Below are 22,214 nucleotides of genomic sequence, written 5' to 3'. Positions count from 1 at the left end.
ACGGGGCGAGGCCCGGTTTCCTGGTGGAGTCGGTCGCGTTCCGGACCGCATAGGCGCTGCTCAGTACACGTCGCGCCGGTAGCGGCCGTCGGCGATCAGGTCTTCCACCGCGTCGGCGCCCAGCAGCTCGGCCAGCGCCGCGTACACCCCTGCGGCCATGCCGTCCAGGCTGCCGCAGACGTACAGCGTCGCACCCTCGCCGATCCAACCCCGCAGCCGGTGCGCCTCGGCCCGCAGGCAGTCCTGCACGTAGACCCGCCCGGCTTGGTCGCGCGAATAGGCGAAGTCGCGGTGCGCCAGCAGGCCGCGGGCCTGCCAGCCGGCGGTTTCGTCTTCGCAAAAACTGTCGTGCGCCCGCTGGCGTTCGCCGAACAGCAGCCAGTTGCGGCCGTGGCCGGCCCGCATCCGTGCCGTCAGCAGCGCCCGCAGCCCCGCATAGCCCGACCCGCTGCCGATGAAGATCGCCGGCCCGTCGCCATCGGCCAGCGCGAAGTCCGGGTTCTCCTCCAGCCGCATCGCCACCTCGGCGCCCACTGGTGAGTGCGTGCTGAGCCAGCCCGAAGCGAGGCCGAGCCCCGCGTCGTGGCGCACCTGCCGCACCAGCAGCTGCACCGTGCCGTCGGCCGGCAAGGATGCGACGGAGTACCGGCGCGGCGCCAGCGGCCGCAGCCCGTCGGCCACCTGCTGCGGCGCGGCGTCCGGCGCCTGCGCACCGGGCGCGGGCAGCACGCTGCCGGCCAGCAGCTCCGCCAGGGTGGAGTCACCCGCAGGGCCTGCGACCGGCGCGGTGCCGTCCCACCCCTCGCGACGCAGCACCGAGGTCACCACGTCGGCCGCATGCCGGGGAAACACCTCCACCAGCGCGCCAGGCTGCCAGACGGCCGGAACGCCCGCAGGCGGCGTCAGCACCACCCGGAACAGCGGGGCACCCAGGCTGCCCGGGTTCAACCAGCGCCGCTCCGCCAAGCGCCACGGCCGGGCGGGTTCCGCCTCGGGTCCTGCGGCGGCAGTCCCCTGCGCATCCTGCGGCAACGCGAGTCCCAGGTGCCGGCCGACGGCCGACTGCCAGCGGGTCCAGGCGGCCGGGTCCTCGCCATCCATCTCGACCGGCGGAAACAGGGGCTGCGCGCCCAGCCGCTGCAGGTGGTGGACCAGCCCGTGGCCGCAGCCGCAGAACGCGGCGTATTGCCGATCGCCCAGCGCCAGCAGGCCGAATTTCAGGTGCGGCAGCACCACGCCTTCGGTCCGGGCCAGGATGCGGGCGAAGCGGCGGGCCATGTCGGGCGGATCGCCCTCGCCGAAGGTGCTGGCCACCAGCAGCACCCGGCGGTGGTGGCGCAGCCGCTCGGTGCCGAGCTGCGTCACCGGCGCCAGCGTGGCCGCCGCACCCGCCGCCCGCAGCGCGGCCACGGTGCGCACCGCCAGCCGCTCCGCCCGTCCCGACTGGCTGGCGAAGGCGACCAGCACCGACTCGCCGGCCGCTGCTGAGGACGGCGGGCCCGGTGCGGCGACCTGCAGCGCTTCGCGTTCGCGCCGCACCGCCCGCGCGGCGCGGCGCCGGCCCAGGTAAAGCATCCAGCCGGTGATCACGAAGAGCGGCAGGCACAGGCCGGCCAGCATCATGGCGATGCGGCCCGGCAGGCCGAAATAGCTGCCCAGGTGCAGCGGATAGATCGCACCCAAAAAGCGTTGGCCGCGCGGCAGGTCGGCATAACGCTCGTCGAGCAGCACGCTGCCGTCGGGTCGCAGATGCAGTCGATTGCGGGCGCGGTCGTGCGCAGCGTCTTCGCCCATCCAGAAGATCTGCACCGGCTGCCCGGCGCGCTCGGGCAGTCGCCACTGCGCCAGTTGCCAGCCGTGCGCAATACGCGCGAAGCTGATCCACGCCGACGCCAAATCCGGTGCCGCCGGCGGGCCGCCCGCATCGGCCGGGCGCGGTGCGGCCGCCCTATGCGGCGGCGCGCCGGCCCAGCGGTCGACCGGCACCCGAACCGCGTCGAAGGCCCAGTACAGGCCGCTCAGCGTGAACACGACATAGGCCGCAAGCGCCCAGGTGCCCAGCACCGAATGCAGCCCCCACAGGAACGACCGGCCGGCGAGCCGGGTGTCGAAGGTCAGCCAAGTGCGCCAGGCCAGCGGGCGCCGCGGCCAGCGCAGGTAGAGGCCCGAGAGCGCCAGGAGCAGCAGGCAGGCGGCCAGCGTGCCGGTGACCGACTTGCCGGTATCGCGCGGCAGCAGCAGCCAGCGGTGGAGCCGCTCGGCCCAGTCGAAGAAGGCCGCGCCGCGCTGCGCGGGCAGCACCTCGCCGCTCACCGGGTCGGCCCGCACCGCCAGCCCGCGCCGCTGGCCGGGCAACGGCACGAAAACGATCTGCGCCGGCAGCGTCGGGTCGGCGAACACGGTAACCCGCTGCACCGCCCGCCCCTGTCCAGCGCCGCGCGCCGCGTCGACCAGCTGCTGCGGCGTCAGCAGCGGGCGGCCGGGGCGCAGCGGCATCGACGCGCTGGCGGGGTTGAACAGGTCCAGCAGCTCGCCCTGGAACGACAGCGTCGCACCCGAGAGCCCGATCACTATCAGCACAGTGCCGGCGGTGATGCCGACGCACCAGTGCAGCTGGAACCAGATTGTCTTGAACAGCGGCATGGACGTCGGGCGAGGGAATGGAGAGGCACGGTGCCGACTCCACGGAGTACGGGCCGCACAAGGCAGGAACGCCGGTGCCCGGACGACGGTGCCCGAGGCACCGGTACCCGCCGCCCGAAGGGCGAGCACAGGAAGGCTTCGGATTCTAAGTCATTCGCATTCAGCCTACGGCATCGCCCTCGTAATCACAACGGGATCGCCCAAAGGTGCGCCGCTTCGCCGCTTCGGCCGCCCTGCCCGACCTCGTCCAACACCGCCCGCACCAGGGGCGGGTGAAACGCCAGCGCCACATGCGGCAACCCGGCGACCAGGCGGTTGTCGGCGCCCGGCAGCGCGGCGGTGCTGCAAGGAAACACGATATGGTCGCAGTTGGAGTACCAGCAGTCGAAGAGCGCCGTCTGCCCGACCGGCTCCGACCGCGCCAGCGCGGCCAGCCAGTCGCTGCCCGGCCGCATCTGCAGCGCGTGCACGCCGCGGTTGCAGTGCGCCAGCACGGTGCCGTGGTGCGGGGTGCCGATGGTGACGATGCGGTGCACCCGGGCGGCAGCGTTCCCATCGCCCTGCGCCCGCGCCCGGCGCAGCCACGCGCGCGCCGCCAGGCCGCCCATGCTGTGGCAGACCAGCACCGGCGGGCGGCCGGTGAGGGCCTGCAGCCGGGCGACGGCGGCGTCGATCGTGGGCGCGTAATCGTCGATCGAGCAGAAGACCGGCTCCAGACTCACGGCCACGAAAGGATGGCCGCTTCGGCGCAGTCGCTGCATCCACGGCGTCCAGAAGCCCCGGTTGCCGAACAGGCCGTGCACCAGCACCACACCGCGCCGGCCCTCGGCGCTGCCGTCGGCCGGCAGGTGGTCGGGCACGGCGCGGTATCGAAACGGCTGACGCCAATAAAACACGCGCGGTGAGGTGACGCATTCGTGCAGCCAGGCGCGCAGCACCTGGCCGGGCCGGGGCGCGGGTGCTGGATCGCCCCGGTGCGCGCCCACCATCAGCATGCATTCGACCGCCAGGAATACGGTGTAGCCGAACAGCGTCGCCAGTGCACCCACCACAGCGACCACAGGGCAATACCGCCACCAGGCGGCCAGCCAGACGACCGCGACCGTGAGCAATCCGAAGGTAATGCATTGCTGCAGGCGGGCGAGCATGGGAGTGGGCGAGACGAGCTGCCTGAAAGAGGCAGATCCTCGCACACCCCTTTGCGGCAAAGCGCCGAACCGATCGGCTCTACCGAAAGGAATCCGTAAGATGACAGGTCTTGGGAAAACGATAGCTTGCAAAGATTGTGCATCGACCCGACGAACTGAGAGGCAGATCCAGGGCTCGCGGCTGATCGGAGCGTACTGCCGACAGCGTTAGACAACCCACGTGTTGCGCTCGAGTCCTGCCCCCGGCGGCTTCATTGCGCGATGACTTGACAGAAAACGTAGATGGACAGACCTATAAAAAATGCCACGTAAGGCTTGAGGCCGCGCATCGACAAGAAGATTGCGCCGGCCGCACCGATGAACAATCCATGGTGCGTTGAAAGTCCCGGATTCAATCCGGCCATCACGTTCAACAGGATGATCGTCAGAAGGACGACTGCGGCATATCGTCCCAGCCGCTCGATAAAACGACGCGGGCCCGTCCCCAGGGAGTCGATATCGAGAAGCAACGGCAGTAACCGACACATCAATGAAACGCCCGCGCAGATCAGAACGTAAAACCAAATTGAATTATGCGCGGTCATATATATATGTGAATGCGACGGCACCGAGAAACGAAAACATCAGGCTGATGCCTCCAAATAGCCAAAGTTGACACATGCCGGTAAAACCGACGAAGAGCATCGTGTAGAGGAGGTTCCGACTCGATGACATCTTGCCAAGCTGCGAGCAAATAAAAATCGCGAGTGCTGCTGTTGCGTGCTCGGTCATATGGCTGCCTAGATGCAGCCCCGCGGCATACCCCACGACAGTGCCCGTCAGCGCTGCTCCGTAGAGCGAGAAGCAGACGGCATTCGTATACTTCACGCTGACCACCTGAGACTGCTGACGCAGGGATATTAATGTGTAAGCCGCATTCGCCATCACGGCCAGCGCCGGAACATGCCGGGCCAGGGAACCAGCCAGTTGCCTCCTTATGGAAATAGTGAATATCACAAACCGCAGGTTGGCGCTCAACGCAGAAACAGCCACACCGGTGAGACTCAACGATTCGACGGGCGCATTGAGAAGCGTGAGTTGCAAAGGCTCCGACATCATCGAACCGGTTATCAAACAGAGTGCAAGTCCGTCAAACCCTTTTTTTTGGCCGATTATTCCGAACAGCAAAAAAGAGATGAAAATAGAAAAAACAAAGGGGGCCGTATCGGCGAGCCCGTCCCATGCCTCCTTATCGACCACCCGATGTTCGATAGTATTCATCAATGTATTTGAGCGATTAAATCTTCGATATTTTTACGGTATTCTATTGCTCGATCGAGATAGAACTGCGTGGCGTAGCTCCTGATGAACTCCTCCACCACGGCGACCCCTCGGTAACCGCTCATCGCAAACCTGTTGAGGACATCGGTGAGCGGTAAATTTCCTTCCCCCAGCGGCAAATGCTGGTGCTTCATGCCGTCAAGGTCCGCGACGTGCAAATGACGGGTAATCGGTGCGATCGCCTCGATGGCCGAAAACAACTGAGGACCATATGCAAAAAGCGAGCAAAGGTGCGTTACGTCGATGGTGACATGGCACCCTGTTTGCTCATGAAATCGACGGTGCTCCGCCATCGAGAATATCGGATAGCGGGGGCGCTGGTCTCCCATGTTTTCGAGACATAAGTGCAAATTTTCATGGTCGCAGATAGCCTTGGTCGCATTCAGTGCCTGGATTAAATTTTCGAGCAACACGGCATTTTCGTGTGAGTCCTTATAGCCTGGATGAAAGCTCACGCTGGTTGCGCCCGCGATGCGCGAGAATTCGACTGTGTCGGCAAGCTTCTGAATGGCCACGGCGCGCTCGGACATGTCGGCAGAACAAAGGTTGTATTCCCGCCCCCACCAACCGGCATGGACGGTCAATTCGATGCCCGATTCCTGCGCATAGTCCGAAATCCGTTGCGCGAGTTCTTTTCGTTGTGCCGGACTCAGCGACCAGAATACCTTCTCCGCTGCCTCGCCCACCTCGAACTCGACCGCGTCGAAATGCTGACCAAGGCTTTTGATGGACCCGAGAATGTCGGCGGGATTGTCGTAGACGTTGGTCGAAAATGAGATTCTGGGGAAGTGCCGGACAACATCGAAGTCGGTTCTATAGAGTGCTTGCACCATGACTACTCCTTGCAGTTTAACAAAAAATCACGCTCGATCGCCGCCCGAAATTCGGCGCGGTCATCGGATCTACAACCGAACATGACGTAGCCATGGCGTCGCGATGACGACAGGAAGGGCGTGCCAAAATTCACTTCTTTTAATTCGGCTCTGATTGCGAAAGCTTGCCGCTCAAGGGTGTCTCGCAGGCGAACTGCATCGGTGCCGGCCGGAAGCTGCGGAAACCTTACCGCCATGGCTGAAAACTCGACCGGCGAAGGCAGATAAGGCCTGCGGGCGAGCGCACAGACGGTCGCGGCCGCAAGGTGCACACCCGTCGTACGCCAAACCATTTCCCAAATCTGGTCTCCTCCGAATCGCGTCTGGGTCTCGATGAAATGAACTCCGTCCTCTGCGACCTTCACTTCGGTGTGACACGGACCCCAAACATGACCGATCCGATCCAACAACCAGACGACTGCGTCCCGAATGCGTTCCTGCACCTCTGCCGGGAGGTCCGCGGGGAAGTCATGGCCTGTTTCGACGAAGTTCGAGGCTCCCGTCGTGTACTTCTTCGTGACGCCGAGAAGCCGGTGCCGCCTGTCGTGTGTGAAGGTCTCAACGCTGTATTCGGCTCCTTCCAGGAATTTCTCGGCCAGGAATTCGCGGTTCAGGGTCGGCAGTGAAAAACGTTCGCTTTCCACTTTGTGGATCTCGACGCTTCCGGACCCGTCCACCGGCTTGACGATGCAACATCCATGCGTGCGAAAGAACGTGCGCACCGCTTCGTCGTTGCGCACGAGGGCGAACGGGACTTCGTGGGAAGTTCCGATCAGCAGTTCTCGAAGGTCGGTTTTGCATCTCGTAGTCTCGACGCTGAAGCGGCTGTTGTGGGGTATGTCGAGCAGTTCGCCAATCTCTGCAGCCGGCAACAGTCCTTTTTCGAAGAAGGAAACGACTCCCGCAAACCGAAGATCGTGATGGAGTTTTTTCAATACCGGCAAATAAGAATCGACGAACGAAAGATCGCCGACCTCGACGACGGATGCAATCTCGGCTTGACGAGGACTGACATGCGCATGTTCCTGTACCAGGAACAGTTCGAAGTCTTCCCGCCCGGGCCAGTCCACACCGGAGTCGCGACCTCCTACTATGAGCACGCGGGGCTTACTCGTCTTCATAGATGTCGAAGCCGGCGACCGCGAGAAGTGACGCGCGCAGTTGCGCGACCGTATCGCGGCGGAACTCGAAGTAAACCGCGTTCTGAAATCCTTCTGCAGCCGGCCCGACCATGTCGCCCGGCTTTACGAACGTGTAGCTGCGAACGAAGCCGGGAATCTGGGAAATCTCAGCCAACCGGTGGACGGCTGTGAACTGCATCGTCCTGCGTGGAAAGGGCGTCGCGATGCCGAACGGTATTGCGGACTTTCCAGTCTTCGGTGGCGATACGCCCGAAAGTGCTCGGTGGTACGCGACGTCCATGTGGATGCCCCACGCGTTTCGAAGAACGTGAATCCGATTTCCGCCCGGTCGAGCACCGACCTCGAGAATCCTTGGGCCGATCGGCGTGCGGATGAACTCGACGTGCGCGAAGGTCCCCCGCAGTTCGAGGGCGCGAACAGCATCACGCGCCAGCTGGTGGCAACGGGCCTGCAGTTTCGGATCCTCGTCTATGAGCGATGGGCAATAGCGTGCGAAGTGATGGAAGTCGCGATACCCCAGGTCTCTTCCGGTGATGACGTCTACGATGGGAAACGTCATCACCTCGCCTGCGAGACCGACGGCGCAGTCGATGGAGTGGTTGGAGCCTTCCAGGAACTCTTCGATCAGAACACCGTTGACCATCGTGCCGTGATCCTGCTCGTAAGAGATCAATCGTGGGACATCTGTACGCAGGTATTGACGCAAATCGGCTTCGTTTCTGATCACGCTGACGAAGAGGCTGCTGTAGAGATTGGCCGGCTTGACCACGAATGGATATTCGAATGCCGAACCCGACGCGCAGGCAAGTTCCTCAAACGTGGCCAAACGCGAGGCGACAGGCAGATCGGGGTTGGGGGAACGGTTGTAGAGCTGTCGCTGACGCTGCTTGTCCAGCGCGTTCTCGACATTGCGGTGAAATCCCCTGAACCTCGTTGTGCCAGTGCATACCTCGCTTGTCTGCTTGACGTAAATTTCCCTGAAATTCAGGATGCTGCTGAACCGGTGTTCCGAATAGAGGTCTTCGATTCGCTTGACCAGTGCCGAAAGATCGATCGTGGCGAAGTCCACCACATCCACCGTTTGGACACGGCTATCGCTTGCGATCTTCGAGGTGGACTTCGTGTCGCCCAGCAGCAGCGGCGTGATCCCGTTCGCCAGGAGACCCTCGTATTCCCCATCGCGTACGTTGCCCATCACAAGACACGGGCTTCTGCTCACGGGCTTCTGCTCATTGGTGCAAATCCTGCTGCTCGTCGAAGCTGTAGTGAACGCGTCGCAGCTGGCAGGCGATATCGTTGAACAGCCTTCGCTCATGAGACCCGTCGAGCCCTCTTCCTACGCTGCCTATCAGTTCGCATAAACATGCCAGTTCGTCAGCGTCGATTCCCAGGCGTGTCACCTCCTGGGTGCCGAGGCGAATGTACGATCGACCGTCGAGCACCTTGTTGTTCGCCCGGATACCGAACTCGTTGAGCCGCCGCACGATCGCCGCACTTCTGTCCGATTGCACCAGAACCATGTGGGTGGCTGTCGCCTGTGGCGCCCACCCCTGCTCGCCGCAGAGCGCATCGGTGATCAAGCTCGCGTTGTCGATCATGCGTGCTGCGTACCGGCCCGCGAAGCGCTCCATCTCCAGCAGGCTTACGAACAGTTCGATGAGGCTGTGCAGGCCCGGAGATGAAGTGAAGCCGAAGCTGATCCCTTCGGACAACTGCCGAAATATCCGCTCGTCACGCGTGAGCATGAGCGCCCGGTGCGGACCGGGAAAGGACTTGTGCGTGTTTCCCTGCAGCACCGCTGCAGCCTCGTCGAGCGGATTCGGAAAAACCCCGCCCGCGATCAGGCCCAGGGTGTGCGAAGCGTCGTAGATGATGGGAATGCGAGCCAAGCCCCACTCGTCGAGAAAACTCCGCAGACGTCGTACGGGAATCGGCGAGGTGGTCATCCCGTGGTCGATCAAAACCATGCCTACCGTACCCAACACCGGTGCGATCGTGCGTTTCAACGCGTCGAGATCGAACTCGAACCCGTTCAGCCGCAATCCAAGTGAGCGCCGCCCCAGTTTCTCTACGATGTGCGGAGTGGCGAAATGCCCGCCGGAGTCGCTGGCGATCGAAATTACGGCCTGCCCCGCCTTGGTCAATGACGCGATGGAGGAAATTGTGCAGTGAACGCCGGATAGCACGCGGTACTCGACATAGGGTGCCCCGAAGAGGGCGGCCGCTGCATGCGATGCACAGAGCTTGAGCATGTCGATTTCGGGGAACGACTCGACTTCCATGCCATTGTAGTTTCCGGCATATCGAGAGTTGATTGGAAACCGGCAGTTGAAATAGTATCGGTCGTACTCCGGCCCGGTTCCCAGCATGCGAGCCGTATTCGAGAGGACGTTTTCGTTGGCGGTCAGCGATATCGTGCGACGACGCCTCTTCTGTTCCGAGCGAACCAGAGAGAGAACGCTCTCATGCGAAGGGCGCAGAACGGAAGCAGGGCTGGATGCATTCATGGCTATGCCTCCACAGCGTCGAAGTCGACGATGAGCATGTCCCGGAAACCCTCTCGGACCGACTCCGGAGCGAGCGCGAGCGAACTGACTTCATGCAAAAGTTCCCGGTCGTCGAGAAAGATGGTTTCCAGAAACGTATCGAGTGTCAAGAGCGCCAGCGTCGTGCCATTTCTGGAACAGATGCGGCTCTGCCCGCCCACGACGGAATTTTTTTGAATGAAATGCTGGAAGACGAAGGAATGGCCATCACAGTGCAATCCTTCGGGCGTCGGCTGCCCGAACGCTCCGGCCCGGCAGTGAATCCGAAACTGGTGGCAGGTAATGAGCCACGATTTACGGTCGTCGATATCGCAGACATGCCGGCAATCTTGATCGAGAATATCTTTCAAAACGGGGGAGCCGAGGAATGCGGCTTCGCTGCGCTCGTAGATTCGATTGATGCCTCCCAGCAGCGAATTGATCGCGCTTTTCTGAAAAAAGCAGGTATCCGAAATGGGTCGAATTATCTCGTCATCGTGTGAAAAGACGAACTTCGCAACCCTGCGAGATCTATTGGCGGGATTTTCGAGATATTTATCCGGCTTAAGTCGCGACCAGGTTTCCACAAATGCCTCTATCTCGTGGCGGCTCGGTGCGTTGCGGAAGAGATGCTTACGATGAAAATACTGCACCGGCGCGCGTGATGCTTCAGCGGTATGCATCGCGAAGTCCCTGTACGTGTGGGTACACTTCGGCCGCTGACAGACGCCCCTCGGCAGGCGTCGATGATTGACACGCTTGCTGGAATGACCCGATGGGCCATCGAGAACGATTTCCGAGTGGAAGCGACATTCTGGTTTCCTCCATGGCGAAGCGCCCATTTGACATTCGCGGCGAACCTCGTACCACTATCAATTTTGATGGGCCAAGGTATGAGAAATAGGCGCAACTCGCGAGCACTTTGCCGGCCGCGATCAACAGCTCGGTTTCCCCGATCTCAGCGGTCAACGGCTTGTCTCGGACCAATCTGATCATGCTTTTGACGCCCCCACGGGCTTCGCACACCGGCACGCTGAAGCAGAATTCGACGCCTTGCGATGTGGTGTGCTCCGGAAAATCGAGAGCGTCGGTATTCTCGAACAGATGTGTTGTCCAGGCAAGAGCATCGGTACTCGTTCGACAGTGAACGATCGTCGGATCGGGCACGATGCATTCTCGCTCCGCGCAGATCCGCGGCCATTCGACCGGGTAATTGCTGGCGATCTGATGGACAAGCGCACCCTTCTGGTCGTACCAGTGAGCATCGACGAGGAAGCGGTCGAACCCGATCTTTCGGGTAGCAGCCATCATCGTCCAGAGAAAATCTGGCTTGGTCTTTTCATCAAATACTATAGCCATGAGGTTGATGGCGCTGGACAGCGGAGAGCCTGTTGGCATCGTCATTCTTCGACTATCCAATCAGGTCCGGCTCCGTGATAAGAGCGGCCTCCGAAACCGCTCGACAAAGCGCATGCAGGTGAGGTGATGGCGCAGGCGCGCTTGAGGCACACCGATGGAAGCGCGGCCGGCTCCCGGCGAACGGCATCGTCTTCGTGCGCATGGGCGACGGCGCCGCGGCCCTGATCGACGCGCGGCTACTGCACCGATGCCGACCAGACCGTGGCGCTGGCGGCGCATGCACCGACCGGTCGGCCGCTCGCATTGCGAGCCGAACCACCTTCACAGCGACTACGGGCCGGTCGCGGGTGCCGATCGCCGCCGATGCGCTCCGGCAGAAAGGCTTCGGCGTGTTGTTCCCGGAGATCGCGGACGCCCGTGCCTTCGCCGAAGTCGCGGCCACGCCGGACACGATAGACACGCCGGTGCCGGCCTTGGCGGTGCCCGGACACGGCACGATGTTTCAACACTCTTTTTTCGGGTTTTGGTTGGTCACGATTTTATCGAACCCCTGCCAGCTCCAGCAAGAATGGTTTTGAACAATGTGTTCAATAACGAGACCAGAAGGAAGTCCATAAGTAAGCACCGGTCGGCATTCAAATGCTTCGCAGAATATTTTCTCCAATGAAACCAATGAATATGAAAACCATACCGGTGATGCAATGCTTGATGCCGAGCGCTCGCACGCGAGGGATCGACGCGCGCCCTCGAGCCCTGCCGACGATCGCGCGCAAGCGCCGGCACGGGCACGCGCGCGCCGAGCCCCACTCAGATCGGCGCCACCACGCCCCGGCCGGCGAAGTGGCCGTCGGCGTTGTGCAGGAACTGGTCGAGCGACCGCTGCACCGCCTCGGGCGACCAGCCGGCCACGTGGGGCGTGATGACCAGGGTCTCGAGGCCGACCAGCGATGCGGGCCGGTGCGGCTCGCTCTCGTACACGTCGAGGCCCGCGCCGGCGATGGTGCCGGCCTGCAGGGCGGCGGCGAGCGCGGCGGTATCGACCACGCTGCCGCGGGCGATGTTGACCAGCACGCCGCGCGGACCCAGCGCGGCCAGTACCTCGGCGTTCACCAGATGGCGCGTGGCCGGGCCGCCGGGCGTGGCGACGACGAGGAAATCGGCCCACTCGGCCAGCGCGCGCACCGAATCGAAATAGGTGTAGGCGCTGCCCTCCACCGCGCGGCGGTTGTGGTAGCCCATCGCCATGTCGAAGCCCTCGGCGCGGCGGCCGATCTTGCGGCCGATGGTGCCCAGGCCGACGATGCCCAGTCGCTTGCCCGACACGTTGGGCGGAAACGCCAGCCCGTCGCGCCAGCCGCCTGCGCGGGTGTATTGGTCGAGCTTGACGATGCCGCGCACCGCGGCGATCAGCAGGCCGAAGGCATGGTCGGCCACACAATCGTCGTTGGTGCCGGCGCCGTTGGCCAGCGCGATGCCGCGTGCGCGGGCCGCGGCCGAATCTATGTTCTCGTGGCCCGCGCCCATCGCGCAGACCAGTTCCAGCACCGGCAGCGCCTCGATCTCGGTCGCGGTGAGGCCGACGGTGCCGTTGGTCAGCACCGCGCGTATGCGGGTGCCGTGGGCGGCGATGGCGGCGGCGCGCTCGGCGGCGGTGGGCGCATACAGCGTGTCATAGCGCTCCGCCACCTGGGCGCGGTGCGCATCCGACAGGGCGATGGTCACCAGCAAGGTCGTCTTTTCTGTCATGTCGATCACTCCTGAAATGATAGCTAGAGGCCTGCGCCGCAAGCCGGCTTCCAGCACTTTCTACTCTGAAAGAATACCCGGAGCAACGCCGGCCGGCGGCGCATCGGCCTCGGGGCTTTCGTTCTGCTGCAGACGCCACATCCGGGCATAGCGGCCGGCCGCGGCCAGCAGCGCAGCATGGGTGCCGCGCTCGACGATGCGGCCGGCCTCCATCACCAGGATCTCGTGCGCGTCGGCCACGGTGGAGAGCCGGTGGGCGATCACGAGTGTCGTCTTGCCGAAGGCGACCGCCTGCAGTTCGGACTGGATCGCCCGTTCGTTGGCCGAATCGAGGGCCGAGGTCGCCTCGTCGAAGATCAGCACCGGCGGGTTCTTCAGCAGGGTACGGGCGATGGCCACGCGCTGCTTCTCGCCGCCCGAGAGCTTCAGCCCCCGCTCGCCGACCGGCGTGTCGTAGCCCTGCGGCAACGCCTGGATGAAATCGTGGATGCTCGCCGCGCGGGCCGCCGCCTCGATCTGTTGCCGGGTGGCGCCGGTGCGGCCGTAGCCGATGTTGTAGCCGATGTTGTAGCCGATGCTGTCGTTGAACAGCACCGTGTCCTGCGGCACGATGCCGATCGCCTGGCGCAGGCTGGCCTGGGTCACGCCGCGGATGTCCTGCCCGGCGATGGAGATGCCGCCCGCCGCGGCCGGCGTATCGACGTCGTAGAAGCGGAACAGCAGCCGGGCCAGCGTCGACTTGCCGGCGCCCGAGGGGCCGACCACCGCCACCGTCCTGCCGGCCGGTATCTCGAACGTCACCCCGTGCAGGATCGGCCGCGACGGGTCGTAGGCGAAGCGCACGTCGTCGAAGCGCACCGCGGCGCCAGCGGCGGGGCTCCGGGCGCGTCGGCGATCTCGCGCTCGCGCTCCATCAATACGAACATCTTGTCGAGGTCGGTCAGGCTCTGCTTGATCTCGCGGTAGATCACGCCCAGGAATCCCAGCGGAATGTAGAGCTGGATCATGAAGGCGTTGACCATGACCAGGTCGCCCAGCGTCATGCGGCCGTCGGCCACGCCCTGCGTCGCCCGCCAGAGCATCGCCACCAACCCGATGGCGATGATCGCCTGCTGGCCGCCGTTGAGCAGGCTCAGCGTGGTCTGGCTCTTGACCGCCGCGCGGCGGTAGCGCTCGAGCCGCTCGTCGTAGCGCTGCGCCTCGTAGTCCTCGTTGTTGAAGTACTTGACCGTCTCGTAGTTGAGCAGCGAGTCGATCGCGCGGCTGTGGGCCGACGAATCCAGCTCGTTCATCTCGCGCCGGAACCGGGTGCGCCATTCGGTCACGGTGACGGTGAAGGCGATGTAGACCGACAGCGCGATGCCGGTGATGACCGCGAACCATACATCGCACTTCACTGCCAGGATCGACAGCACCAGGGCCACCTCGATCAGCGTCGGGATGATGCTGTAGAGCGAATACGAGATGAGCGAGTTGACGCCGCGGGTGCCGCGCTCGATGTCGCGCGTCATGCCGCCGGTCTGCCGCTCCAGGTGAAAGCGCAGGCTGAGCGCATGCAGGTGCCGGAACACCTGCAGCGAGAGGCTGCGCGACGCGCCCTCGGTCGCCTTGGCGAAGACCAGCTCGCGCAGTTCGGTCAAGAGCGAGGTGGACAGCCGCAGCAGCCCGTAGCCCAGCAGCAGCGCCGCCGGCACCACCAGCGCCACCTGCGCGCCGGTGGTGCCGCCCGCGGGCGTCATCCGGTCGACCAGGGTCTTGAGCAGCAGCGGAACGCCCACGTTGGCGCCCTTGGCCCCCACCATGAACGCCAGCACCCGCCACTTGTACTGCCAGAGGTAGGGAAACAGCCTGCCGAGCGTGGCCCAGTCGCTGCGCCGCGGCCCGGGGGCGTTCGCGGCGGCCTGCAGCGGTGCGGCACCCGACGGCGAGAATGAGGAGGAAGCGGCGGCCGCGGGCGAGGCGGCGTGCGCGGAGGAAAGGGCGGTCTCGCCGTAACGTCGCATGGGGTAAGAGAAAATAACAAGCTGTGTTTTTGTTCTAGCCGGAATTGTGCCCATGACCGACCTCCGCAGCCCCCACGGCCTTCCTTTGCCCACCGACAAGGAACTGGTACTGAAGGTGATACCCCAGCCGTCGGACTGCAACTCCAACGGCGACATCTTCGGCGGCTGGGTGATGGCCCAGGTAGATCTGGCCGGCTCGGTGATGCCCATGCGCCGAGCCAAAGGCCGCATGGCGACGGTGGCGGTGAAGGAATTCGTCTTCAAGCAGCCGGTGCGGGTGGGCGACATCCTGTCGTTCTACGGCTCGCTGGTGCGCGTCGGCCGCACCTCGGTCACAGTGCAGATCGAGGTGTTCGCCGAGCGTTTCATCGACCAGGGCCGCTACTTCAAGGTGACCGAGGCGACGCTCACCTACGTGGCCATCGACGAGCGGGGCCGGCCGCGGGCGCTGCCGGGCATCGGCGCGGCCGCGGGTCCCGACGGCTGACGGAGGCCGACCGGGGCACTTGGCGATCAGCCATGCGGCGTGCAACCCACCGGCGGCATGCGCAGGTGCCGGGCGGGGCGGGGCGGGGCGGCGGACGCTGACGCTGACGCGGGATAGGCCGCGTCGGGACCGGCGCAGGCCGTCGGATGTGCGCAACAGGGCCTTTCCCGTTCAGACAGCGTTTATAAAAGACAATGCGAATACATCTTATTAATTTTCCAAAGCTGCCATGCCCCTTCTCCCGCATCGTGCCCATCCCATCCACCGGGCGATCCTGATCGTGGGTGCCGGCCTGTACGCCCCCTTCGCCGCGCAGGCCCAGACGGCCACCGGAGCGTCCACCCTCAAGGAAGTGGAAGTGCGCTCCGACGCCGCCGCCGAAACCGCCACCGGCCCGGTCAACGGCTACCGCGCCAAGCGCTCGGCGACCGCCACCAAGACCGACACGCCGCTGGCGCAGACGCCGCAGTCGGTGACGGTGGTGACGCGGGACCAGATCGTGGACCAGGGCGCGACGAACGTGCAGGACGCGCTCAACTACGCCGCCGGCGTGCGCTCCGACGCCTACGGCTTCGACAGCCGCACCGACAGCGTGCGCATCCGCGGTGCCGACCCGTCGGAGTTTCTCGACGGCCTGCGCAAGACCAACAGCTACTACACCGGCAACGGCCGGACCGACCCGTACACGCTGGAGCGCATCGAGGTGCTGCGCGGCCCCTCGGCGATGCTGTTCGGCCAGGGCAGCACGGCGGGCGTGGTCAACCTGGTGAGCAAGCGCCCACAGGCCGAGCGCCAGGGCGAGGTGGGCGTGCAGATCGGCAACTTCGGCCGCAAGCAGATCCAGGCCGATCTGACCGGGCCGCTGACCGCCGACGGCCAGTGGCTCTACCGGCTGGTGGCGGTGGGCCGCAACGCGGACACGCAGACGCAGCAGGTGCCCGACGACCGCACCCTGGTCGCACCCTCGCTGACCTGGCGGCCCAACGGCATGACCAGCGTGACCTTCCAGGGCCTCTACCAGAAGGACAAGACCGGCTCCAGTTCGCAGTTCTTCCCGTGGTCGGGGACCTTGCTGCCCAATCCCAACGGGGCCCTGTCGGCCGGCGCCTTCATCGGCCAGCCGGGCGACCATTACGACACCGAGCGCCGCACGCTGGGCTACCTGGCCGAGCACCGCTTCAACGACCAGTGGAGCGTCCGGCAGAACGTGCGCTTCGCGCGCAACGAGGTGAGCTACCTGAGCGCCTACGGCGACTCGTTCTCGCTGCCCGGCGGCTGGGCCGCGGACCCGGTCGGGCAACGGCTGCTCGGCCGCTTCTACTACCACGAGCAGCGGCGCACCGACACCGTCAACGCCGACCAGCACATCGAAGGCCGGCTCTCCACCGGCGCGGTGCAGCACCAGCTGCTGGCCGGGGTGGATTTCGCGCGGTTCAAGACGCGGTCGGCGACCGGCTCCGACGCCTCGGTCGACCTCGGCGGCTCCCTCCCGTTGGTCGACGCCTACCGGCCCGTGCCCACGCCCGGCGTCGTGCCGGCCCTGACCGCCGCGCCGCGCAACACCATGCGCCAGACCGGCCTCTACCTGCAGGACCAGATGAAGCTGGGCCCTTGGATCGTGGTGGCCGGCCTGCGCCACGACCAAGTGAACGACCGCAGCGTCGGCTCCGACCCCCGCGAGGACAGCGCCAACTCGAATCGCCTGGGCGTGATGTACGCGCTGCCCGCCGGCTGGTCGCCCTATGTGAGCTACAGCGAATCCTTCACCCCGCAGGCGCCCACCGCCGCCGGCCTGCAGTTGCGGCCGCTGCGCGGCGAACAGTGGGAGGCCGGCGTGAAATACGAACCCGCCGGCGGCGCGATGGCCTTCAACGCCGCGGTCTACGACCTGAAGGAAAAGAACCGCAACGCGTCGCCGCTGCCCAACGTCGTCAGCCAGCTGGGCAAGACCCGCAACCGCGGCGTAGAGCTGGAGGCCCGCGGCGCGGTCACGGCGGCGCTCGACGTGATCGCCCACTACAACTACATCGATCTCGACCGGCAGCTCGAAGGCTTGCCGAGCCACCAGGCCTCGGTGTGGAGCAAGTACCGGTTCGCGCTCGGCGGCCAGGGCGGCTTCTCGGTGGGCGCGGGCCTGCGGCTGATGGGCGACTTCCGCGACACGTCCAGCGGCACCGGCCCGCGCATTCCCGGGGTCACCCTGGCCGATGCCATGCTGGCCTACGACACCGCGCAGTGGCGCCTGGCGCTCAACATCAACAACCTCGCCGACAAGCGCTTCTTCAGCACCTGTCTCTCCCGCGGCGACTGCTGGTTCGGCTCGCGCCGCACCGTCGTCGCCAGCGCCACCTACCGGTTCTGACGCGCCACCCGAGCCCCACCATGCAGACCCTCCCCACGACGACGACCACCACCATTCCAGACGGCACCGCAGTGCCGCAGGCGCGTGCGCCGCACCGCTACCTCAGCTCCTCGGCCATCCGCAAATGGACCTGGGTGCACAAGTGGTCCAGCCTGGTCAGCACCACCTTCATGCTGCTGCTGTGCCTGACCGGCCTGCCGCTGATCTTCCACCACGAGATCGGCCACCTGCTGGGCACCGAGGTCGAGCCGCCCGCGATGGCCGCCGACACGCCGCGGGTGAGCGTCGACACCACCATCGCCCGCGCCAAGGAAATGCATCCCGGCAAGGTGATGCAGTTCTACGGCCCGGACGAGGACGACGACCGCATGGCCTTCGTCACCCTCAACACCATGGCCGACGCCACCGACGGCTTCACCAGCCTGATGTTCGACACCCGCACCGGCCGCGAGCTGGCGCACCCGCCGTTCGACGAAGGCTTCATGTACGTCATGTTCAAGCTGCACGTCGACCTGTTCGCCGGCCTGCCGGGCAAGCTCTTCCTGGGCTTCATGGGCCTGCTGCTGCTGGTGGCGATCGTCTCGGGCGTGGTGCTGTACGCGCCCTTCATGCGCAAGCTCGCGTTCGGCACCGTTCGGCGCGACCGCAAGGCCCGCACCCAATGGCTCGACCTGCACAACCTGCTGGGCGTGGTGACGCTGGTGTGGGCGTTCGTCGTGGGCGGCACCGGCACGATCGCCACCTGGGCCGATCTGATCTTCAAGTACTGGCAGAACGACCAGATGGCGCAGATGGTCGCGCCCTACAAGGGCCTGCCGCCGGCGACGAACCCGGCCCCGCTGCAGCAGGCGGTCGATGCGGCCGAGGCCCTGCTGCCCGACATGAAGCTGCGCTTCGTAGCGTTTCCCGGCAGCAATTTCTCCAGCCCGCACCACTACGCGGTATTCATGAAGGGCAACACCCCGCTCACCTCGCGGCTGCTGCAGCCGGTGCTCGTCGACGCGCAGACCGGCAAGGTCACCGATAGCCGTCCGCTGCCCTGGTACGCCACCGCGCTGCTGGTGTCGCAGCCACTGCACTTCGGCGATTACGGCGGCCTGCCGCTGCAGATCCTGTGGGCGCTGCTCGACATCGCCACGATCTTCGTGCTGGGCTCGGGCCTGTACCTCTGGTTGAAAAAACGATGAGCCATTCGCACTCCAACATCCACGCCCGCGAGCGGCGTGCCCAGGCCCTGGCGCTGTGGGGCTGGCCTGTCGTGATGGGCCTGCTGTCGATCTTCGGCCTGCTGGCCGCGCTGGTCTACGACGGCTGGGGCGACACGGTGTCGTCGATCGCGCTGGCGGTTCCGGTGCTGGTGATCGTGTGGTTCGGCTGGGTGCGCAAGCCTGCCCGGCAGGACGGCGACGACTGATTTTTTAGATGAGAAGTGGCTGTAGCCTTCTCAAAACAACGACCTATCGCTATATTTTTTATAGCAATTCAACCTCAGCACTGGTCGGGACTGCCGGGTCCGGCGGAACCACCGATCGATCGGGCCGGACCCTCGCCCTCGCAGTCGCCGTCGCCGGTCGAAGACTTGCGTTCCTTGCGCGCATCCTTTTTCGCCTGCCGCGCCGCCTCCTGCCGCTCGCCCTCGGCCCACCACACGGTGAACTCCTCGGGGGTCTCCAGCGTGATGCGGCCCAGGATGGCGCTGCGGAAATCGTGGATCACGATTTCGGCGGCTTTCTGAAGGTCGATCCGGCCCTTGCCGCGCAGGGCTCCGCGCTGGCGGCCGATGCTCTCCAGCACCTCTTCGTCCTTCATCCCGGCGATATCGGCCGCGCTGCCGGGCAACTTGTAGCGGGCCTGCAGCAGGGCGGCGTAGGGCTGTCTGGTGTAGTTCAAAAATTCCAGCGCCACCTCTTCCTCGTCGTAGGCGTTGCGGCCCACCGCGCCGCCCGCGGCCAGGTTGAAGCCGCTCTGCACGACCGAGATGCGCGGCCACAGCATGCCGGGGGTGTCCCACAGGTAGAAGTCGTCGGCCAGCACGATGCGCTGCTCCAGCCTGGTGATGCCGGCCTCGTCGCCGGTCTTGGCCTTGCGGGATCCGGTGAGGGTGTTGAGCAACGTCGACTTGCCGACGTTGGGCACGCCGCAGATCAGCACCCGCATCGGCTTGGCCATGCCACCGCGCAGAGGGGCCAGCGCATGGCAGGCGGCGACGATCTGCCTGGCGGGCATCGACTGGCTGGCGTCGAGGGCGATGGCGCGGGTGTCCGAGAAAGCGTTGTAGTGCGCCAGCCACTGTGTCGTGCGGGCGGGGTCGGCCACGTCCTGCTTGTTGAGCACCTTCAGCGCCGGGCGGCCAGCCGTCAGCTCGGCCAGCAGCGGGTTGGCGCTGGAGCCGGGCATGCGGGCGTCGAGCAATTCGATCACCACGTCGATGTCCTTCACCCGCTCGGTGATCGCCTTGCGGGTCAGGTGCATATGACCAGGGAACCATTGGATGGCCATGCGGGAGTTCTTTCTTCGGAGAAGCGGCGGTGCGCCGCGACGGACACGTACATCGAGAGGCGGCGCAGCGCCGGACAGCGGGTATTTTCCCCGCTACCGGCAGCGCGCCCTTCTGCGACCGGTTACGCCTGGGAGGCAGGGGCTGCGGCATCATGGCCGATCCCCCGAACGCACCCAGCCTGCCATGACCTTCCGCACCGAAACCCAGCCCGGCGTCGCCGCCGAAACGCCCGCCGCCGCCCGCGGCTTCGTCTTCAACCACACCATGTTGCGGGTGAAAGACCCGGCGGTGGCGCTGGCCTTCTATACCGGCACGATGGGCATGCGGCTGCTGCGCAGGCTCGACTTTCCCGAGATGAAGTTCTCGCTGTATTTCCTGGCGCATGCCGACGGCACCGGCCCCGGCGCGCCCGACGATGTGGCGGACCGCACCGAGTACACCTTCTCGCAGCGCGGCGTGCTGGAATTGACGCACAACTGGGGCACCGAGGACGACCCGGCCTTCCGCTACCACGACGGCAACGCCCAGCCCCAGGGCTTCGGCCACATCTGCTTCGCGGTACCCGACCTGCAGGCCGCGGTGCAGTGGTTCGACGCGCAGCGGGTTCCGTTCAAGAAGCGGCCCGAGCAGGGAAAGATGAAGGACGTCGCCTTCATCACCGATCCCGACGGCTACTGGATCGAGATCGTGGAGCCATCCCTGTCGCGCAATCTCGGTTCTTGACGCTCTTCACCCCAGACGTGCGCCAGTTCTGGCCGCTTTGCTAGCTCCAGCTCCTTGATTGTCTCGGCAAATGGCAGTCCGGCTTTCTGGCTGAAATAGTAAACCTCAGTTGCTGTCAGAGCACACTTTCCGTTCTTTAGCTTCGTGATGCGGTCTTTCCTGTAGTTCAGCTCTGACGCCATAGATTGCAGTTCCATACCACTGCGGTCTTTGGCCATCTCTATCAGACTGGTTGGGGTGATAGCGAAATTCAATAGCATATTTTTACTCCTGGTGGCACATTTACGCCATTGGCTACTAGCCGCAACAAATGGCTACTGAGGGGTAATTATGCAACTCGATCTGCTGTCCAGCAATCCCGGGAACGAAAAGCGCAAGGGCCGTCCGCCTATCCATGCCGACGCTGCAGCCCGCAAGCGCGCTCACCGGGCCAATGTCTCGCGGATCGACTACTCGGACGACGCGGCCCACGTCGCCAAGATGCAGGAAATCGCTGACCAGCTCGGTTGCAGCCTTGCAGAACTGATGCGCTCCATGACCCGGGTTGCCCTCACCAATCGCAATTGGAGGCAACTCGGCCTGTACGGCTCCAAGGGTCACTGATCAATGGCGCTCGACCGTCACCAGCGATCCATCTCGCCCCGCTTCATGCCGTATGCCCGTTCAAGCTTCCGGCGTGCCTTCTTGCGCATCTCCCACCAGACAAGCGCAACCATCGCTACGCTGACAACGGCAATCACGGCCCAAAGCCAGGTCATCAATAACGAAAAGATCGGGTCGAACGGGTCCATAGCTAGCGCTCCTGATTCGTTTTGGAGGGTTGGTGAAATCGTCGTTGGCTGTTCGTTTCTGGTCTTCGTCATTGTCCTTGCTGCACTGATCGTTTTCCGGCTGTACATCGCCCCATTGCTCAGGGGGTCCGAGTGATGGCTATCCGCGCAATCACCGGCCAATCCGGCGCCGGCATGCTGTATTTCGCCATCGGTCGTCCCGATGGCGCTAACCGCACGCGGCAACGAAGTGCCGTCCCCGCGCTGCCCGCCGATCACCAGCGCGCCAGCAGCCCCGCAAGCCATTCGGCCCCATCGCGTGGCCTTCGCCCATCTAGCCGCAGAGCGTCCCCCGCGCATCAAGACGGTATCCCTGGAGTCCTCCTATGACCCCCGCAGAAAAGCTCGCTTTGAAGGTTCGCGCCCGTGCGCTCCTTTCCGCTCCGGTGCCCGATTCCGTCCGCATCGGATCGGCCGTCCGTGCTGCTCAGTACCGCGACGATGCAGCCGTCATCGCGGCCTATGTGCTTCGTGGCGTCAATGCAGAAAAAGCGCTGCTTGCCGTGCTGCGCATGGAGGGTTATCAGCCGACGGCCGCTGCGGCGGGAGGGTCC

22 protein-coding genes and 1 pseudogene are annotated in these 22,214 nt (G+C 64.8%); 8 read left to right on the top strand and 15 right to left on the bottom strand.

Annotation, left to right across the window (positions count from 1 at the left end; genetic code table 11):
• Positions 1-60: 60 nt before the first annotated feature.
• From DFQ15_RS11220 to DFQ15_RS11175, 10 genes are all read right to left on the bottom strand, one after another.
• On the bottom strand, positions 61-2,643 hold the full coding sequence (locus DFQ15_RS11220) for a PepSY domain-containing protein (RefSeq protein WP_110466066.1): 2,583 nt from the start codon (positions 2,641-2,643) through the stop codon (positions 61-63).
• A 185-nt stretch (positions 2,644-2,828) separates the two neighbouring features.
• A complete protein-coding gene (locus DFQ15_RS11215; RefSeq protein WP_110466065.1) occupies positions 2,829-3,791 on the bottom strand; it encodes an esterase/lipase family protein in 963 nt (320 codons plus the stop codon).
• Between the two features lie 251 nt (positions 3,792-4,042).
• A complete protein-coding gene (locus tag DFQ15_RS11210) occupies positions 4,043-4,375 on the bottom strand; it encodes a hypothetical protein (RefSeq protein ID WP_110466064.1) in 333 nt (110 codons plus the stop codon).
• Positions 4,362-5,051 carry an AzlC family ABC transporter permease gene (locus DFQ15_RS11205; protein ID WP_110466063.1) on the bottom strand — a complete coding sequence of 230 codons (690 nt, stop codon included), beginning with the start codon at positions 5,049-5,051 and terminating at the stop codon, positions 4,362-4,364. Before DFQ15_RS11205 ends, DFQ15_RS11210 begins: the two co-directional genes overlap by 14 nt.
• Positions 5,051-5,944, bottom strand: a complete 894-nt coding sequence (locus tag DFQ15_RS11200; protein ID WP_110466062.1) for a sugar phosphate isomerase/epimerase family protein — start codon at positions 5,942-5,944, stop codon at positions 5,051-5,053. Before DFQ15_RS11200 ends, DFQ15_RS11205 begins: the two co-directional genes overlap by 1 nt.
• Positions 5,945-5,946: 2 nt before the next feature.
• Positions 5,947-7,104 (bottom strand): ATP-grasp domain-containing protein, encoded by a 1,158-nt coding sequence (locus DFQ15_RS11195; RefSeq protein WP_110466061.1) that lies wholly within the window; start codon positions 7,102-7,104, stop codon positions 5,947-5,949.
• Positions 7,091-8,320, bottom strand: coding sequence for an ATP-grasp domain-containing protein (locus DFQ15_RS11190; protein ID WP_158529056.1), 1,230 nt, complete (start codon positions 8,318-8,320; stop codon positions 7,091-7,093). The genes DFQ15_RS11195 and DFQ15_RS11190 overlap by 14 nt, the downstream gene beginning before the upstream one ends.
• 34 nt (positions 8,321-8,354) lie before the next feature.
• Complete coding sequence (locus tag DFQ15_RS11185) at positions 8,355-9,632, bottom strand: PLP-dependent aminotransferase family protein (RefSeq protein WP_110466059.1); 1,278 nt, start codon at positions 9,630-9,632, stop codon at positions 8,355-8,357.
• Between the two features lie 2 nt (positions 9,633-9,634).
• Positions 9,635-10,333, bottom strand: a complete 699-nt coding sequence (locus tag DFQ15_RS11180; RefSeq protein ID WP_158529055.1) for a 2OG-Fe dioxygenase family protein — start codon at positions 10,331-10,333, stop codon at positions 9,635-9,637.
• On the bottom strand, positions 10,320-11,054 hold the full coding sequence (locus DFQ15_RS11175; protein ID WP_110466057.1) for an autoinducer binding domain-containing protein: 735 nt from the start codon (positions 11,052-11,054) through the stop codon (positions 10,320-10,322). Before DFQ15_RS11175 ends, DFQ15_RS11180 begins: the two co-directional genes overlap by 14 nt.
• Before the next feature lie 155 nt (positions 11,055-11,209).
• Between DFQ15_RS11175 and DFQ15_RS17840 the strand changes: the two genes are divergently transcribed.
• Positions 11,210-11,587 (top strand): hypothetical protein, encoded by a 378-nt coding sequence (locus DFQ15_RS17840; protein WP_110466056.1) that lies wholly within the window; start codon positions 11,210-11,212, stop codon positions 11,585-11,587.
• 229 nt (positions 11,588-11,816) lie between these two features.
• On the opposite strand, the gene DFQ15_RS11165 is transcribed toward DFQ15_RS17840, so the two are convergent.
• Positions 11,817-12,755, bottom strand: a complete 939-nt coding sequence (locus tag DFQ15_RS11165; protein ID WP_110466123.1) for a 2-hydroxyacid dehydrogenase — start codon at positions 12,753-12,755, stop codon at positions 11,817-11,819.
• A gap of 60 nt (positions 12,756-12,815) precedes the next feature.
• Positions 12,816-14,758, bottom strand: a pseudogene (locus DFQ15_RS11160) (ABCB family ABC transporter ATP-binding protein/permease).
• 52 nt (positions 14,759-14,810) lie between these two features.
• Between DFQ15_RS11160 and DFQ15_RS11155 the strand changes: the two are divergent.
• The 4 genes from DFQ15_RS11155 (at position 14,811) to DFQ15_RS11140 (ending at position 19,021) form a co-directional block, all read left to right on the top strand.
• The gene (locus DFQ15_RS11155) at positions 14,811-15,245 is read left to right on the top strand and encodes an acyl-CoA thioesterase (RefSeq protein ID WP_110466055.1); all 435 of its coding nucleotides are present in this window, start codon (positions 14,811-14,813) and stop codon (positions 15,243-15,245) included.
• A 229-nt stretch (positions 15,246-15,474) separates the two neighbouring features.
• The gene (locus DFQ15_RS11150) at positions 15,475-17,607 is read left to right on the top strand and encodes a TonB-dependent siderophore receptor (protein WP_110466054.1); all 2,133 of its coding nucleotides are present in this window, start codon (positions 15,475-15,477) and stop codon (positions 17,605-17,607) included.
• Positions 17,608-17,627: 20 nt separating this feature from the next.
• The gene (locus DFQ15_RS11145) at positions 17,628-18,794 is read left to right on the top strand and encodes a PepSY-associated TM helix domain-containing protein (RefSeq protein WP_110466053.1); all 1,167 of its coding nucleotides are present in this window, start codon (positions 17,628-17,630) and stop codon (positions 18,792-18,794) included.
• Positions 18,791-19,021 carry a hypothetical protein gene (locus tag DFQ15_RS11140; protein WP_110466052.1) on the top strand — a complete coding sequence of 77 codons (231 nt, stop codon included), beginning with the start codon at positions 18,791-18,793 and terminating at the stop codon, positions 19,019-19,021. The genes DFQ15_RS11145 and DFQ15_RS11140 overlap by 4 nt, the downstream gene beginning before the upstream one ends.
• A gap of 74 nt (positions 19,022-19,095) precedes the next feature.
• Here DFQ15_RS11140 and ylqF read toward each other — a convergent pair whose 3' ends face one another.
• A complete protein-coding gene (gene ylqF / locus DFQ15_RS11135) occupies positions 19,096-20,106 on the bottom strand; it encodes a ribosome biogenesis GTPase YlqF (RefSeq protein WP_110466051.1) in 1,011 nt (336 codons plus the stop codon).
• Positions 20,107-20,290: 184 nt separating this feature from the next.
• Between ylqF and gloA the strand changes: the two genes are divergently transcribed.
• A complete protein-coding gene (gloA, locus tag DFQ15_RS11130; protein WP_110466050.1) occupies positions 20,291-20,830 on the top strand; it encodes a lactoylglutathione lyase in 540 nt (179 codons plus the stop codon).
• Here the strand turns inward: gloA and DFQ15_RS17130 are convergent.
• Entirely contained in the window at positions 20,779-21,090 is a 312-nt protein-coding gene (locus tag DFQ15_RS17130; protein ID WP_146228723.1) for a hypothetical protein, read from the bottom strand. The two genes, gloA and DFQ15_RS17130, sit on opposite strands and share 52 nt — an antisense overlap.
• A 70-nt stretch (positions 21,091-21,160) precedes the next feature.
• On the opposite strand from DFQ15_RS17130, the gene DFQ15_RS11125 reads away from it, so the two are divergent.
• Positions 21,161-21,433, top strand: coding sequence for a hypothetical protein (locus tag DFQ15_RS11125; RefSeq protein ID WP_110466049.1), 273 nt, complete (start codon positions 21,161-21,163; stop codon positions 21,431-21,433).
• 17 nt (positions 21,434-21,450) lie between these two features.
• Here the strand turns inward: DFQ15_RS11125 and DFQ15_RS17430 are convergent, their stop codons facing one another.
• Complete coding sequence (locus DFQ15_RS17430; RefSeq protein WP_158529053.1) at positions 21,451-21,621, bottom strand: hypothetical protein; 171 nt, start codon at positions 21,619-21,621, stop codon at positions 21,451-21,453.
• 365 nt (positions 21,622-21,986) lie between these two features.
• Between DFQ15_RS17430 and DFQ15_RS11120 the strand changes: the two genes are divergently transcribed.
• The coding region (locus tag DFQ15_RS11120; RefSeq protein ID WP_146228722.1) for a hypothetical protein at positions 21,987-22,214 on the top strand (228 nt) is incomplete at its 3' end.

This window comes from Xylophilus ampelinus (genome assembly GCF_003217575.1).
Classification (GTDB): domain Bacteria; phylum Pseudomonadota; class Gammaproteobacteria; order Burkholderiales; family Burkholderiaceae_C; genus Xylophilus; species Xylophilus ampelinus.
This window is presented reverse-complemented; position numbering and strand designations above follow the sequence as displayed.

Excerpts from the sequence above, each read along its gene's own strand:
- DFQ15_RS11220 (WP_110466066.1), bottom strand. The coding sequence starts at position 2,643 with ATGCCGCTGTTCAAGACAATCTGGTTCCAGCTGCACTGGTGCGTCGGC.
- DFQ15_RS11215 (WP_110466065.1), bottom strand. The coding sequence starts at position 3,791 with ATGCTCGCCCGCCTGCAGCAATGCATTACCTTCGGATTGCTCACGGTC.
- DFQ15_RS11210 (WP_110466064.1), bottom strand. The coding sequence starts at position 4,375 with ATGACCGCGCATAATTCAATTTGGTTTTACGTTCTGATCTGCGCGGGC.
- DFQ15_RS11205 (WP_110466063.1), bottom strand. The coding sequence starts at position 5,051 with ATGAATACTATCGAACATCGGGTGGTCGATAAGGAGGCATGGGACGGG.
- DFQ15_RS11200 (WP_110466062.1), bottom strand. The coding sequence starts at position 5,944 with ATGGTGCAAGCACTCTATAGAACCGACTTCGATGTTGTCCGGCACTTC.
- DFQ15_RS11195 (WP_110466061.1), bottom strand. The coding sequence starts at position 7,104 with ATGAAGACGAGTAAGCCCCGCGTGCTCATAGTAGGAGGTCGCGACTCC.
- DFQ15_RS11190 (WP_158529056.1), bottom strand. The coding sequence starts at position 8,320 with ATGGGCAACGTACGCGATGGGGAATACGAGGGTCTCCTGGCGAACGGG.
- DFQ15_RS11185 (WP_110466059.1), bottom strand. The coding sequence starts at position 9,632 with ATGAATGCATCCAGCCCTGCTTCCGTTCTGCGCCCTTCGCATGAGAGC.
- DFQ15_RS11180 (WP_158529055.1), bottom strand. The coding sequence starts at position 10,333 with ATGCATACCGCTGAAGCATCACGCGCGCCGGTGCAGTATTTTCATCGT.
- DFQ15_RS11175 (WP_110466057.1), bottom strand. The coding sequence starts at position 11,054 with ATGACGATGCCAACAGGCTCTCCGCTGTCCAGCGCCATCAACCTCATG.
- DFQ15_RS17840 (WP_110466056.1), top strand. The coding sequence starts at position 11,210 with ATGGGCGACGGCGCCGCGGCCCTGATCGACGCGCGGCTACTGCACCGA.
- DFQ15_RS11165 (WP_110466123.1), bottom strand. The coding sequence starts at position 12,755 with ATGACAGAAAAGACGACCTTGCTGGTGACCATCGCCCTGTCGGATGCG.
- DFQ15_RS11155 (WP_110466055.1), top strand. The coding sequence starts at position 14,811 with ATGACCGACCTCCGCAGCCCCCACGGCCTTCCTTTGCCCACCGACAAG.
- DFQ15_RS11150 (WP_110466054.1), top strand. The coding sequence starts at position 15,475 with ATGCCCCTTCTCCCGCATCGTGCCCATCCCATCCACCGGGCGATCCTG.
- DFQ15_RS11145 (WP_110466053.1), top strand. The coding sequence starts at position 17,628 with ATGCAGACCCTCCCCACGACGACGACCACCACCATTCCAGACGGCACC.
- DFQ15_RS11140 (WP_110466052.1), top strand. The coding sequence starts at position 18,791 with ATGAGCCATTCGCACTCCAACATCCACGCCCGCGAGCGGCGTGCCCAG.
- ylqF (WP_110466051.1), bottom strand. The coding sequence starts at position 20,106 with ATGGCCATCCAATGGTTCCCTGGTCATATGCACCTGACCCGCAAGGCG.
- gloA (WP_110466050.1), top strand. The coding sequence starts at position 20,291 with ATGACCTTCCGCACCGAAACCCAGCCCGGCGTCGCCGCCGAAACGCCC.
- DFQ15_RS17130 (WP_146228723.1), bottom strand. The coding sequence starts at position 21,090 with ATGCTATTGAATTTCGCTATCACCCCAACCAGTCTGATAGAGATGGCC.
- DFQ15_RS11125 (WP_110466049.1), top strand. The coding sequence starts at position 21,161 with ATGCAACTCGATCTGCTGTCCAGCAATCCCGGGAACGAAAAGCGCAAG.
- DFQ15_RS17430 (WP_158529053.1), bottom strand. The coding sequence starts at position 21,621 with ATGGACCCGTTCGACCCGATCTTTTCGTTATTGATGACCTGGCTTTGG.